The sequence below is a fragment of the Mesorhizobium sp. P2_A8 genome (assembly GCF_056404935.1).
This window is the reverse complement of sequence record NZ_JBFUDB010000001.1, coordinates 1242877-1255365: the sequence shown is the minus strand read 5'-3', so window position 1 is coordinate 1255365 and position 12489 is coordinate 1242877. Positions and strand designations below refer to the sequence as shown.

Below are 12489 nucleotides of genomic sequence, written 5' to 3'. Positions count from 1 at the left end.
CTAGCTTTTCAGGAATGTCGTGAGAGCGGCGACAACGCCACGATTGGCTTCTTCGGTGCCGATGGTCATCCGTAGCGCGTTGGGAAAGCCGTAGCCGGAAACGCGCCGCAAGATATAGCCACGCGCCGTCAGATAGTCGTCCGCCGCCGCCGCCGAATGTTTCTGGTCGTCGGGAAAATGGATCAGGATGAAATTGCCGACGCTTGGCGTTACCCGCAGCCCGAGCTTGCTCAATTCCTCGCTCAACCAGGTGAGCCAGGTCTCGTTATGCATCACGCTGCGTTGGACGTGATCGCGGTCACGGATTGCGGCGATGCCGGCCTCGATCGCCGTGGCATTGACGTTGAAAGGGCCACGCACGCGGTTGATGGCGTCGACGATGTGCATCGGCGCGTACATCCAGCCGATCCGCGCCCCGCCCAGACCGATCTTGGAGAAGGTGCGGGTCATCACCACGTTCTCGGCACCGCCGACCAGTTCGATGCCGGCCTCATAATCGTTGCGGCGGACATATTCGGCGTAGGCCGCGTCGAGGACCAGAAGCACATGCCTGGGCAGGCCGGCATGCAGACGGCGCACCTCCTGGAACGGCACATAGGTGCCGGTCGGGTTGTTGGGATTGGCAAGGAAGACGATCTTCGTACGCGGTGTGACGGCGGCCAGCATCGCATCGATGTCGGCGCGCTCGTCGGTCTCCTTGACCTCGACCGGAGTGGCGCCGGCTGACTGGATGTAGATCTTGTAGACCATGAAGGCGTGTTCGGTGAAAATCGCCTCGTCGCCGGGCGCGAGATAGGTCTGCGCCAGCAGGCCGAGAATTTCGTCGGAGCCGTTGGAGCAGATGATGTTCTGCGGGTTGAGGCCATGCACCTCGGCGATCGCTTCACGCAGCCGCCTGGCGGTGCCGTCGGGATAGACGTCGAGCTTTCCAGCAATCTCTCGCGCCGCCTCGATCGCCTTCGGCGACGGACCGAGCGGATTCTCGTTCGACGACAGCTTGTAGACTTTGGCGACGCCGGCGGGCGCCGTGCTCTTGCCCGGCACATAGGCGTCGATGTCCATGATGCCCGCGCGCGGGGTTGGACGTGCCTTGTCCGGTGTCTGGCTCATGTCATAAAAATCCGTCGAGAACGCTTCCGCGGGGAAGCCGCAGCGGAAATACAAGCCATGGTCGGCAATGTCGAGAGGTGCAGTTGTGCCGGCCGCCGGCATTGACGGCGTGGCGGGCGAGTTCTAGAAGAACGCTGACAGTTCCGTGGTGATTTGGCCGGTCGGCTTGCAGCCACGTTAAACAACTTGCTAAAGGGCCGTTTGCATCCTGTAACCGGCTTTGCGACCGCAATGCCGGTTTTTTGTTGTCCGCGCCGGCCGGACGCCGCATCGGCATCGATCGTCGAAAAGCACGGTGCGTGGATTCAAAGTGTGAGATGGATGATATGGCCGCTCTGCGCGCTGGAAAAACCAACAACGAGGCCGACCAACCGTCGAGCCCGGTCTTGCGTTTTGGACCCGACAAGCCACTCAAGCTCGATGCCGGCACCCTGCTGTCGCCGTTCCAGATCGCTTACCAGACCTACGGCACGCTGAACGACGCCCGCTCCAACGCCATCCTCGTCTGCCATGCGCTGACCGGCGACCAGCACGTCGCAAGCACCAATCCGGTGACCGGCAAGCCGGGCTGGTGGGAGGTGCTGATCGGCCCCGGCAAGATCATCGACACCAACCGCTTCTTCGTCATCTGCTCCAACGTGATCGGCGGTTGTCTGGGCTCCACCGGCCCGGCCTCGACCAACCCCGCCACCGGCAAGCCCTATGGGCTCGACCTGCCGATCATCACCATCCGCGACATGGTGCGGGCGCAGCAGATGCTGATCGACCATTTCGGCATTGAAAAACTGTTTTGCGTGCTCGGCGGCTCGATGGGCGGCATGCAGGTGCTGGAATGGGCGTCGAGCTATCCGGAGCGCGTCTTCTCGGCACTGCCGATTGCCACCGGCGCGCGCCATTCCTCGCAGAACATCGCCTTCCATGAGGTCGGCCGGCAAGCCGTGATGGCCGATCCGGACTGGCACGGTGGCAAATATTTCGAGCACGGCAAACGCCCGGAAAAGGGGTTGGCGGTGGCGCGCATGGCGGCCCACATCACCTATCTGTCCGAAGCCGCCCTGCACCGGAAATTCGGCCGCAATCTGCAGGATCGCGAAGCGCTGACCTTCGGTTTCGACGCCGACTTCCAGATCGAAAGTTATCTGCGCCACCAGGGCATGACCTTCGTCGACCGTTTCGATGCCAATTCCTACCTCTACATGACGCGCTCGATGGACTATTTCGATCTCGCCGCCGACCATGGCGGCCGGCTGGCGGATGCCTTTGCCGGCACCAAAACCCGCTTCTGCCTGGTGTCCTTCACCTCGGATTGGCTGTTTCCGACCGAAGAGAGCCGCTCGATCGTGCACGCGCTCAACGCAGCCGGCGCGTCGGTATCCTTCGTCGAGATCGAGACCGACCGTGGCCACGATGCCTTCCTGCTCGACGAGCCTGAACTGTTTGCCGCCATCAATGGCTTCATCGGCTCGGCAGCACGGGCGAGAGGGCTCAGCGCATGACCCTGCAAAGTTGCAGACTTTTCGGATCAGGATCATGCACCAGGCAGGAGGCGAAATCGTGAGCGTCAACCGCGACCAGCGCGTCGACCTCGAGGTCGTCGCCAACCTCATCCCGCCGCAATCCCGCGTGCTCGATGTCGGCTCGGGCGATGGCTCGCTGCTCGAATTGCTGCAGGACACCAAGCAGGTCGACGGCCGCGGACTTGAGCTGTCGCAGCGTGGCGTTAACGAATGCGTGGCGCGCGGTCTGTCGGTCATCCAGGGTGATGCCGACAAGGATCTCGAATTCTATCCTGACAAGGGTTTTGATTTCGTCGTCCTGTCGCAGACCCTGCAGGCCACCCGCAACCCGAAGCTGGTTCTCGACGAACTGCTTAGGATCGGCAACCGCGCCATCGTGTCCTTCCCCAACTTCGGCCATTGGCGGGTGCGCATGTCGCTGTTCCTCAATGGCCGCATGCCGGTGACCAAGGACCTGCCCTATTCCTGGTACGACACGCCCAACATCCATTTCTGCACCATCCGCGACTTCGTCAACCTGTGCGACGAGCTTGGCGCGACAGTGGAGAAAGCAACCGCACTCGACGCCAATGGACAGAAGATTGGCCTGTCGATGCCGTGGTGGTTTTGGAACTTCTTCGGCCAACAGGCGGTGTTCTTGCTGAGACGGTAGTTACGAAAACGCGAAGTTGAGTTGTTCCACCAATAGACTACTTCAGGACATCGGTGGCCTTATGCGGATGTTCGACGCCCTCGGCGAACACAACATCCGATTGCGAATTGTCAGTCCGCAGCGTCAGGATCGCCTGGTAGGCGGGCGAATTGTACCAACCGCGTGCATGCTGCCTGTCGGGAAATTCTATGACGATCAGGTGGCCGGGCCAGTCGTTCTCGATCACCTCCACATCGCCGCCATGGACCAGAAAACGGCCGCTGAAAGGTTCCAGCGTGGCATCGATCTTCTGCAGATATTCGACAATCTGCGGACCCATCCGGGCTTGGCGCATATGGGCAACGGCGTAAGCAGTCATGACTGTACTCCCTCTGCAACCGAGGCCGACCAACCGGTCTCGCAACGGCAATCTGTCCAAATACCAGCCGCGATGCGATTACGTCCGACGTAATGGAATGCATGCGATTCGCTATCGATGCGTCGTCGTTGCAGCGAGGCGATTTGCAAGCATATCGCGCCGCAATAGTGTTGCAGTTGAAGCGCTAGACTTGGAAATCGTCATTTCACGCGCATCGAGCAGCAGCACAATGGGGTGACACGGACGCCTGTTTTCTGTAGCCTCATCCTCTATACGAGGGAATATGGAAGGGAGTCCGATCCATTTGACCGTCCTGAAGATCGAAAGACCTGGCAGGAAGCGCATTTTTCGTGCTGGAACGGCTGACGCTATATGACCGGGAACACAGAGCACGCTCCTCTCATCACGGTGATCACGCCGACCCACAACAGGCGGGAAGCGGTATTACGCGCTGTCGAAAGCGTACTTTCCCAGAGCATGTCGAAGTTCGAGCATATCGTCATCGACGATGGCTCGACGGATGGAACCGCGGCAGCGCTGGCCGGCATTCGCGATCCGCGACTGATCTATGTCGGCGCGAAATGGCGAGGGGCCAATGCCGCCAGGAATGCGGGCATCGAGAGAGCGCGAGCACCCATCGTGACGTTCCTCGATTCCGACGACGTCTATCTGCCGCACAGGCTTGAACAGACCCTGACCTGGTTCGATGCCGATCCGGCTCTCGAAGTGCTGATCAGCTCCTACGTCTCCCTGAAGGGCGGACGCGCCACCAATTGCATCAATCGCGATGCATTCCTCAATCCGGGCACGCTGGAGCGGACGCTGGTCGCGGAGACGATCTTGATCGCGGGATCGGCGATAACAGCGCGCCGCGAGGCCTTGCTGGCCATCGGCGGCTACGACAGCGACATCGCCCGGATGCAGGATCGGGAGTTGCTGCTCCGCCTTGCCCGGCGCTTCGGTGCGCAGTTGTCCCAGAACATCGACTGGACGAAGCACAATTCGGAGAATTCGATTTCGCGACGTCGCCGCGGCTATGTCGAAGCCTATGCGAACCTGATGCGCAAACACCCGAATATTGCCCGCTCCTACCCACATATTCCGCCCTACATGATCACGCGGCAGATCATTTCCGATATTCTGAAGTGTCGGATCCCGGAAGCCTTCTCGGGCTACATGGCCAACCGTTCGTCGAAAGATCTTGGCTATTCGCTGCCCGAACTGATCAACGGCTATGTCTATGGCCGGCGTTGGCGCCGCGACCTCCACGATGAGATTCGGCAGAAGTTCGGCGCCCGGCCGGCCTGAGGCCCGTCGTCGCAGCAGAGCTCATCGGTCGAGCTCGGGAAAATACGGATCGGATAAGAACCGCCTGTCCCGCTCGCCTTGCAGGCAATCGACAGGCGCGGCAGCATCGACGGGGATGGTCCTGGTCTTCTCCTGAATGCCGCTGACCTCCAGGATCAGCTTGCGGCGGATGGCTGTCGAAAACTCGACGGCCGCATAGATCGGCAGCACGAAGGAACCAGGCCCTCCAGTCACGCACTGCGCATAATACTGGTCGAGATGGCTGAAGGTCGGCGACGGGTTGATCAGGATCGGCAGGCCGTTGACGACGATGCCTTTGGCGATTGCCGCATCACGCGTCGTGGTGACCGGCGGCCCGATATTGTTGGGGCCATCGCCGGAAATATCGATGACGCTGCGTTCGCCCTCGAAAGAAGTGCGGTCGAACAGCTCGGTCCCGAAAGCCAGCGCACCGGAAATCGAGGTACCGCGGAAGCTGCGGAACGGACGCGCCGCGACCTTTTCGGCAAAGCTGTTGGCGGTCTCTGCGCTGTCGATGATCTGCCAGTCGATGATCGCGTCATCACGCACCGTGCCGGCCCATTCGAAATAGGCAAGCGCAATGCGGCCGGTATTGCCGGCGCGGACAGCCTGGATGAAATCGGGATGCCGCAACGCCTCGACATAGCCGGCGCGCTGCAGGGCGAACTCCTTTTCGTCCATCGACAGCGAAATATCGACCGCCAGCACCAGCTCGACGTCGACCGCCAGGCCATCCGGCGGCGAGGCGATGGGAGCGGCCTGGGCGCAGGCAAGGCAGGCAAGCAAGCGCAGAGCATCAAGCATGGCCGACGCCAGGGTTGTTTCTCCGGGGAAGCTTCCCTCGCGATCACGGCAAAATAAAGCTGGAGCCGGTAGCCCGGGAAAACAGCCTACTTCTTGCGGCGGGCGCCAGCCGGCGGCGGGTCGATGGCGCCGGCCCTGACCCGGACAGGTTTCAGGGCCGGTGCGTCGGCATCCTTGACGATCGTCAACGCGCGCGGAAAGAAATGATTGTTGTGCTGGCCGCGTCCGATGTTGAGAAACGCGGTCCCGGGCAAACGCTTCTCCAGCATCGACAGCACGCGTCGCAACGAGGGTCCGTCGAACGCGTCCATGGCTTCGTCGATGATCACCCATTTCGGCTGCCGCAAGGCGAGCCTGGCAAAGGCCAGCGAACGCTGTTCGTCATCGGCCAGCTCATGCTCCCAGCGCGCGCTACGATCGAGTGAGGATGACAGCCGTCCAAGCCCGACCTCGGCAAGCACCGCCGAAATGTCGGCGTCATTCGCCGGCGCAGTTCCGTTCGGGTGATCGAGAACCTCGCGCAACGTACCGGCCGGGAAATACGGGACGCGCGGCACGAATATGGGGGTCTCTCCCGCCGGCAGGCCGATCCGTCCGCTCCCCCATGGCCACAGGCCGGCAATGGCGCGGAAGAACAACGTCTTGCCGGCGCCCGGATCGCCGGTGATCATGACGCGCTCGCCGTGGCGGATTTCGACATGCTGGTCGGCGAGCCTGGTGCAGCCGTCCCGCGAGGCCACTTCGAGCTTCTCGAAAGTCAGGCTGCCATTGGCGTTTTCGCCGAAGGCAATGCGCCTTTCCTTGTCGTGCAGCACATCGGTTTCATCGAGCGCGATGCGGAAGTCGGCGACGCGCATCAGCGTGGCGCGCCAGTCGGCAATGCCGCCGATATTGTTGATGAACCAGCGCAGGGAAGAGTGGACCTGGTTGAAGGCACCGACCGCCATCATCAGCCCGCCAAAGCTGATATCGCCCGAGAAATAGACCGGCGAAGCGACCAGGATGGGTGCCACGACGGTGATCCAGCCATAGGTGTCGGTCACCCAGGACAGGTTGATCTGGGCGCTGTAGATGCGCCGCATGGCGCCCAGCACCGTATCAAGGTCGAACCCGAGCCGTCGCCTGGCGTCGGCCTCGCCATGGTACAGCGCAATGGCATCGACATTCTCGTTGACGCGCACCATCGACGAGCGCAGCTCCGCTTCCCGCGTGTAGCGGTCGCTGTTGAGGCGGATGAGCGGCCGTCCGACCAGCCAGCTCAGCCATGAGGCGGTGCCGGCATAAAGGATGGCGGCCCAGACCATGTAGCCCGGGATGGCCAGCGAGGTGCCGCCGATATGGAACACGAAGCCCGAAGACAACTGCCACAACACGCCGACGAAGGACACCAGCAGGATGCATGACTGCAGCAACCCAACGCCGAGATCGGTCGACAGGTCCGACAGGTGGGCGGCATCCTGCTGCATGCGCTGGTCGGGATTGACACCGATGGCGCCGGCATTGGCCAGCCGGAAGGCGCGCGCCGGCCGCATCCATTGGTCGATCAGATCCACCGTCAACGCCTCGCGCAGCTTCAGCCTGATCATCTGGTTGAGCCAGGTCTGGCCGATATTGAGCACCAGAAGCCCACCGGCGATTGCCGCAAAGACGAGAAGCTGGTGCAGGAAGGCGGCCATGTCACGGCGCGCAAGCGCATCGTAGAAAGGCTGATTCCAGCGGTTGAGCAGGACCTGGCCGATCGACGTTGCGATGATGACGGCCATGATGCCAACCGACATCCAGAGCAGTGTCTTGCGAACCGGCGATCCTCTCAGCGCCTGCCTGATCGTCGCCACCTGATCGCGCAGGCTGCTGGCTTCGACCGCCACGGCAACCGGCTGAACGGTGACGGCATTGTACGGTTGATCAGCCATACCCGAGGTCCTTGCGTTCAATGACAGTGCTGACACCGGATGGAGATACTTGAAGGCATCCGTCGTTCAAATGGGACGCGAGCCCACTTGCGACAGATAGGTAGGGAAAAGACCCCGGACGTTCTTGCCGCGATCACGAAGCCGTCACCTGTGCAGCCGATGGCCTGGCATCCCCGGCCTCAGTGAGACGGCCGAGCCGGGTGGCGCCATGTGGCGACAGCACCGGCACGAAGACGCGGCGCGAGCCGCGCTGGGCGGCTGGCACGCCTTGATAGAGCCGCTTCTGCGCCTCGACGACGATGACGCCGGAAAAGATCGGCCACAGCCGCCGGCCGACGCGTTCCAGCACATTGTGGAAGCGCATCATGAAGCGCCGCCGCGACGGCGGAAAGAACAGCGCGTCGGACCAGGACGCAGGCGTGAAATTCGTCTCGCGCAGCAGTTCCGTGAGCTGGCCGCGCGAGAAAGGCCGGCCATTGCCGAACGGCGTATGTTCGAAGCGCGCCCAGACGCCGCGCCGGTTGGGCACGACGATGACCACGCGTCCCGCCGGCGACAGCACCCGCCAGATCTCGTTGAGCGTTTCGCGCGGATTTTCGACATGTTCGAGCGAATGGACGAGCAGCATGCGGTCGATGCAGGAATCGACCAGCGGCAGCTCCTCGTCGAAGACCAATGCCGTCGCCGTCGGCCCCGTCGCCGGCCACACCACGGCACCTTGTGTTGCCGGCATGAAGGCGAAGACCCGCTCGGCATCGGTGCCGAAGCGCTCCAGCCACGGCAAGGTGTAGCCAAGGCCAACCAGCCGCTCGTTGGGTACGGCAGCCCAGATCGATGACAACGCCATGGTGATCGAGCGCTCGGCGAACCGGCCGAGCGTTGTCGAATAGAAGGAGCGAAGATCGACGATGTCGGAATGCATGCGAGGGATGTAGCCGTGATATCGGCGGGTTTCAACAAAAGGCCTCGATGAGCCCGACGTTACCGGATGTCATTCGACATTCCGGGATGACATCGGCGTGCCGTCGCCCTATGTCTGCGGCGACAACGGAGAGATGCGATGCCGGTCGAAATCGAACAATTCATGTGCCGCAGCGACAATTTCGGCGTGCTGGTGCATGACCCCAAAAGCGGCCAGACCGCGATCATCGACGCGCCCGAGGAAGCGCCGATCCTGGCCGCACTCAAGCGCACCGGCTGGACCCCGACGATGATCCTGACCACGCATCACCACGTCGATCACGTCGAGGCCAATCTGGCACTGAAGGAGCGCTTCAAGCTGCGCATCGTCGGCCCGGAAGCGGAAAAGGCGAAGATCCCCGGCATCGATGAAACCGTCGAAGAGGGTTCCGTCATTCACCTCGGCGATGAGCGGATCGAGGTGATCGCCACACCCGGCCACACCGCCGGCCACGTCTCCTACTACTTGCCGGCATCGAAGGTGGCGTTCACCGCCGACACGCTGTTTGCGCTGGGTTGCGGGCGGCTGTTCGAATGCAAGCCGCCGGTGATGTACGAGTCGCTGAAGAAGCTCGCAGCACTTCCCGCCGCCACCACAATCCATTGCGGCCACGAATACACGCTCTCCAACGCCCGTTTCGCGCTGACCATCGACCCGACCAATTCGGCGTTGAAGGAACGAGCCGCCAGGATCGAGGCGCTGCGGGCCGACAACAGGCCGACGCTGCCGACGACGATCGGTGAGGAACTGTCGACCAATCCGTTTCTGCGCTGGCACGACCCGGCAATCCGCAAACATCTTGGGCTGGAGAAAGCCTCGGACGCCGAGGTGTTTGCCGAAATCCGCAAGCGCAAGGACAATTTCTAAGCGAGGCCCGGAACCCTTGACCAGCGCAGACGAAATCATAGCGGTCCTCGGTCTGAAGCCGCATCCGGAAGGTGGCTGGTATGCGGAGACGTTTCGCGATGGCGCCGGCGGTGTGCGCGGCCACTCAACCGCGATCTATTTCCTGCTCGAGCAGCACCAGGTATCGGCTTGGCACCGGGTCAAGGACGCCACCGAGGTCTGGCATTTCCATGCCGGTGCCCCGCTGGCCTTGTCGATGAGTGAGGAAGATGGCGCCGTGTTCGAGCAGGTCCTCGGCATCGAGCTGGCGGCGGGCGAGCGGCCGCAACTCGTCGTGCCGGCAGGCTGGTGGCAATCGGCGCGCAGCCTGGGCGAATGGACGCTGGTCGGCTGCACCGTCGCACCTGGCTTTGAATTTGCCACCTTCGAGCTGGCCGAGCCGGGCTGGCCGAAACAATCCTAAGTCAGCAAGAACCCAAGGGTAATCGCGAGCTGGGCGGCGTAGTAGAGCCCCCAGACCGAGAACCGCATCCAGACGCGGTGCGGCGAGATGGCGGCCACCAGGAATTTTTCTGCGGCGAGCAACCCGTCCGATGCCATGAACAGCAGGGCACCGCCGACAATCGAGACGCTGCTTGTCGTCAGCGCCGAAACGCCCATGGCCAGGATGGCCGCGATATAGGCGACGATAGGAACGCGCAGGCCGGGACCAACACGCCGCCAGAGCGCCACCAGCATGACGAGCGCGAACACGGCCATGGCCAGCGCAATCGCCTCGCGCCACGATTCGGCGCCAAGCAGTTCCAGGCCGCCACCGCTGCGCAGGAACAGTGCGACATAGACGATGTGGGCTACGAGAAAACTGGCGAGCCCGCCGAGAAAGGCCTTTTCGCCATCGCGCGACAGGAAGGCGTCGCCAACGGCACTGAGCGTGAGTGCGGCGACCAGCAGCAGCGGGCGGCCTTGCAGCGCCGCCAGCACGGCAAGCATTGCCACGGCAAGCGTCTTTGCCGCTGAACGGGCGAGCGTCGGCGGCATGCCAAGCGTGAAAGCGTAAATCACCGCCGCCACCAGCGAAAAGATCAGCGTCGCATTGGCGTTGGCGTCGATGCCGCCTGGAAACGGCATCGTCATGCCTTGGCTCCGCTTTCGGTAGCGACCGGCTTGCGCAGGAATAGCGACTTTGCCGCCAGTGCCGCCCCGCCGGTGATGAGCACGCAGGCGGCGAGGATGCGCAGCGACGGCTCGGCAACGCCCGCCGCGATCAGCACCAGCGTCGACAGGAGCGGCGCGGCATAGCTTGCCGCGCCAAGCACCTGGATGTTGCCGCGCTTGACGCCGATGTCCCAGGCGTAGAAAGCCGCCCCGACCGGCATCAAGCCAAGCCCGAGCACGGCCAGCCATTGGCTGATACCCTCAGGCAGCACCGTTTGTTCCAGCGCCAGGTGGCAGCCGAGCGACAGCACCGCGGTGGCGGCGCAGAACCAGGTGACGATGCTGGTCGGAACCGACGGGAAGCGCCGCGACAGAAGCGAATAGGACGACCACAGCACCGCGCAGACGGCGGCCATGGCATAGCCGAAGGCGTAACGGGCGTCGAAGGCGAGGCCGCCGCCCTTGGTGACGATCAGCACGGTGCCGGCAAGGCCGAGCAGCGCGCCGACGACATGGTTCCAGGCCAGGCGCTCGCCCGGCATCAGCGCCGAACCAAGCACGATCAGCAGCGGCCACAGATAGGCGATCAGGCTCGCCTCCACCGCCGGCGCATTGCGCAGCGCGGTGAAATAGAAGAAGTGGTAGCCGAACAGGCCGGCAATGCCGATAAGCCAGACCTGCGGCGGTATCTTCTGGCTCTTGTCGGCGGCCGGCATGAACAGCCGCGCGACAAGCCCAACCCCGGTGCCGATCGAGAAGGTGATCGCCGACAGCAGGAACGGCGGCACTTTTCCAGATGCATCCGTGAGCAGTGCCAGCAGCGCCCACATGGCGACCGCCGAAAAGCCGATGAGTGTTGCGCGCCCCATTCTGTCTCCAGTAGCGCGTCCCATTCTGTCCCCAGTGACGCGCCTATTGTATCGCTTCGAAACGTCCGGCGCTGATGGTCAAGGTGCCGATCTGCGTTCCGACCGTGGCGTGGATCGGCGCATATACGCCGGTTTGGCCGAGCGGCGCAAACGTCACCATCATGCGGCTGCGGTTCTTCAGATAGTTGAGCGCCTTGCGGCCCTTGCGGTAGCCCGCCACCGGCTGGAAACCCATCCGGCAGGTGATCGTATCGCCCTTGTAGCCCGGCACCGAGATCGTGCCTTTCGAAGCGTAGGTCAGCGTCAGATCGGCGCGCATCTCACCGTCGTAAAACTTCACCGTACGGCCGCAGACCTGGTCGAGGCTGTCGGCATGGATGACGGTGGCTGCCATTGGATCGAGCACCGATGCCAGGTCGCTGGCGCCGAGCGGCACCCAGCTCTTGGGATCGCGCTTGCCCGGCGCCGGGATGACCTGCGTCGAGGTGACCGCGCCATTGGCAAAGCGGATATCGACCACCGAGGCCTTCTTGCCGGAGGTGTAGTCGGCACGGAACGCCTGTGGCACCATCTTCTTGCCCGAAATCGTGCCCTTGGACGAGACCGTGCCCTGCGTATCGTCGAACAGCTTGGCGAGACCGGCAGCGCGTACGCTGCCGTCGATCGCGTAGGCGCCGTTCTCATAGTGGCTGGAAAACGTTGATTTCGCTATGGAAAGACCAAGGAACGACACCGTGTACTCGCCCTTGAACGACTGCGGCGAGGCCGCCGCGGCGGCGGACGGCAAGGCAATGGCAAGCACGGCGGCAAGGGCGTGAGACGAACGAAGCATGGCGCCATCGGGTCCTTGATTTTTGGCCGGAGGCGGGCAACTCCGGGCTGGCATGTCCCTATGAGACCGCTTATAGGATGAATTCCGGCCTTAATATGAAATGCCGGGCGCATCCGTGGGCATGCCGGAGCTTGACGCACCTG

At 62.9% G+C, this 12489-nt stretch carries 13 protein-coding genes and 1 riboswitch; of the genes, 5 read left to right on the top strand and 8 right to left on the bottom strand.

The window, feature by feature from the left end; translation table 11 throughout:
- Complete coding sequence (gene hisC / locus AC1D10_RS06145; RefSeq protein WP_477269624.1) at positions 1–1110, bottom strand: histidinol-phosphate transaminase; 1110 nt, start codon at positions 1108–1110, stop codon at positions 1–3.
- 135 nt (positions 1111–1245) lie between these two features.
- Positions 1246–1323: riboswitch (SAM riboswitch) on the top strand.
- Between the two features lie 113 nt (positions 1324–1436).
- Here hisC and metX point away from each other — a divergent pair.
- Both metX and metW read left to right on the top strand, forming a co-directional pair.
- Positions 1437–2606, top strand: coding sequence for a homoserine O-acetyltransferase MetX (metX, locus tag AC1D10_RS06140; protein ID WP_477269622.1), 1170 nt, complete (start codon positions 1437–1439; stop codon positions 2604–2606).
- Between the two features lie 58 nt (positions 2607–2664).
- Positions 2665–3279, top strand: a complete 615-nt coding sequence (metW, locus tag AC1D10_RS06135; protein WP_379018470.1) for a methionine biosynthesis protein MetW — start codon at positions 2665–2667, stop codon at positions 3277–3279.
- A 37-nt stretch (positions 3280–3316) separates the two neighbouring features.
- On the opposite strand, the gene AC1D10_RS06130 is transcribed toward metW, so the two are convergent.
- On the bottom strand, positions 3317–3637 hold the full coding sequence (locus AC1D10_RS06130; protein ID WP_477269619.1) for a DUF1330 domain-containing protein: 321 nt from the start codon (positions 3635–3637) through the stop codon (positions 3317–3319).
- Positions 3638–4009: 372 nt separating this feature from the next.
- On the opposite strand from AC1D10_RS06130, the gene AC1D10_RS06125 reads away from it, so the two are divergent.
- Positions 4010–4945: a glycosyltransferase family 2 protein gene (locus AC1D10_RS06125; RefSeq protein WP_477269617.1), complete on the top strand. Its 936-nt coding sequence runs from the start codon at positions 4010–4012 to the stop codon at positions 4943–4945.
- 21 nt (positions 4946–4966) lie between these two features.
- On the opposite strand, the gene AC1D10_RS06120 is transcribed toward AC1D10_RS06125, so the two are convergent.
- The 3 genes from AC1D10_RS06120 to AC1D10_RS06110 form a co-directional block, all read right to left on the bottom strand.
- The gene (locus tag AC1D10_RS06120) at positions 4967–5770 is read right to left on the bottom strand and encodes a DUF1194 domain-containing protein (RefSeq protein WP_477269615.1); all 804 of its coding nucleotides are present in this window, start codon (positions 5768–5770) and stop codon (positions 4967–4969) included.
- 86 nt (positions 5771–5856) lie between these two features.
- Complete coding sequence (locus AC1D10_RS06115; protein WP_477269613.1) at positions 5857–7683, bottom strand: ABC transporter ATP-binding protein/permease; 1827 nt, start codon at positions 7681–7683, stop codon at positions 5857–5859.
- Between the two features lie 133 nt (positions 7684–7816).
- The gene (locus tag AC1D10_RS06110; RefSeq protein WP_477269610.1) at positions 7817–8605 is read right to left on the bottom strand and encodes a class I SAM-dependent methyltransferase; all 789 of its coding nucleotides are present in this window, start codon (positions 8603–8605) and stop codon (positions 7817–7819) included.
- Positions 8606–8743: 138 nt separating this feature from the next.
- Between AC1D10_RS06110 and gloB the strand changes: the two genes are divergently transcribed.
- Together gloB and AC1D10_RS06100 are read left to right on the top strand one after the other, a co-directional pair.
- Positions 8744–9511: a hydroxyacylglutathione hydrolase gene (gene gloB / locus AC1D10_RS06105; protein ID WP_477269608.1), complete on the top strand. Its 768-nt coding sequence runs from the start codon at positions 8744–8746 to the stop codon at positions 9509–9511.
- A gap of 16 nt (positions 9512–9527) precedes the next feature.
- Entirely contained in the window at positions 9528–9953 is a 426-nt protein-coding gene (locus AC1D10_RS06100; RefSeq protein ID WP_477269606.1) for a cupin domain-containing protein, read from the top strand.
- Here AC1D10_RS06100 and AC1D10_RS06095 read toward each other — a convergent pair.
- The 3 genes from AC1D10_RS06095 to AC1D10_RS06085 are packed head-to-tail and all read right to left on the bottom strand — an operon-like array spanning position 9950 to position 12346.
- Positions 9950–10624, bottom strand: coding sequence for a lysoplasmalogenase (locus tag AC1D10_RS06095; protein ID WP_477269604.1), 675 nt, complete (start codon positions 10622–10624; stop codon positions 9950–9952). The genes AC1D10_RS06100 and AC1D10_RS06095 overlap by 4 nt on opposite strands.
- A complete protein-coding gene (gene yddG / locus AC1D10_RS06090) occupies positions 10621–11514 on the bottom strand; it encodes an aromatic amino acid exporter YddG (RefSeq protein ID WP_477269602.1) in 894 nt (297 codons plus the stop codon). Before yddG ends, AC1D10_RS06095 begins: the two co-directional genes overlap by 4 nt.
- 43 nt (positions 11515–11557) lie before the next feature.
- Positions 11558–12346: a DUF3108 domain-containing protein gene (locus tag AC1D10_RS06085; RefSeq protein ID WP_477269600.1), complete on the bottom strand. Its 789-nt coding sequence runs from the start codon at positions 12344–12346 to the stop codon at positions 11558–11560.
- Positions 12347–12489: the final 143 nt, after the last annotated feature.

Excerpts from the sequence above, each read along its gene's own strand:
- hisC (WP_477269624.1), bottom strand. The coding sequence starts at position 1,110 with ATGAGCCAGACACCGGACAAGGCACGTCCAACCCCGCGCGCGGGCATC.
- metX (WP_477269622.1), top strand. The coding sequence starts at position 1,437 with ATGGCCGCTCTGCGCGCTGGAAAAACCAACAACGAGGCCGACCAACCG.
- AC1D10_RS06130 (WP_477269619.1), bottom strand. The coding sequence starts at position 3,637 with ATGACTGCTTACGCCGTTGCCCATATGCGCCAAGCCCGGATGGGTCCG.
- AC1D10_RS06125 (WP_477269617.1), top strand. The coding sequence starts at position 4,010 with ATGACCGGGAACACAGAGCACGCTCCTCTCATCACGGTGATCACGCCG.
- AC1D10_RS06120 (WP_477269615.1), bottom strand. The coding sequence starts at position 5,770 with ATGCTTGATGCTCTGCGCTTGCTTGCCTGCCTTGCCTGCGCCCAGGCC.
- AC1D10_RS06115 (WP_477269613.1), bottom strand. The coding sequence starts at position 7,683 with ATGGCTGATCAACCGTACAATGCCGTCACCGTTCAGCCGGTTGCCGTG.
- AC1D10_RS06110 (WP_477269610.1), bottom strand. The coding sequence starts at position 8,605 with ATGCATTCCGACATCGTCGATCTTCGCTCCTTCTATTCGACAACGCTC.
- gloB (WP_477269608.1), top strand. The coding sequence starts at position 8,744 with ATGCCGGTCGAAATCGAACAATTCATGTGCCGCAGCGACAATTTCGGC.
- AC1D10_RS06095 (WP_477269604.1), bottom strand. The coding sequence starts at position 10,624 with ATGACGATGCCGTTTCCAGGCGGCATCGACGCCAACGCCAATGCGACG.
- yddG (WP_477269602.1), bottom strand. The coding sequence starts at position 11,514 with ATGGGGCGCGCAACACTCATCGGCTTTTCGGCGGTCGCCATGTGGGCG.
- AC1D10_RS06085 (WP_477269600.1), bottom strand. The coding sequence starts at position 12,346 with ATGCTTCGTTCGTCTCACGCCCTTGCCGCCGTGCTTGCCATTGCCTTG.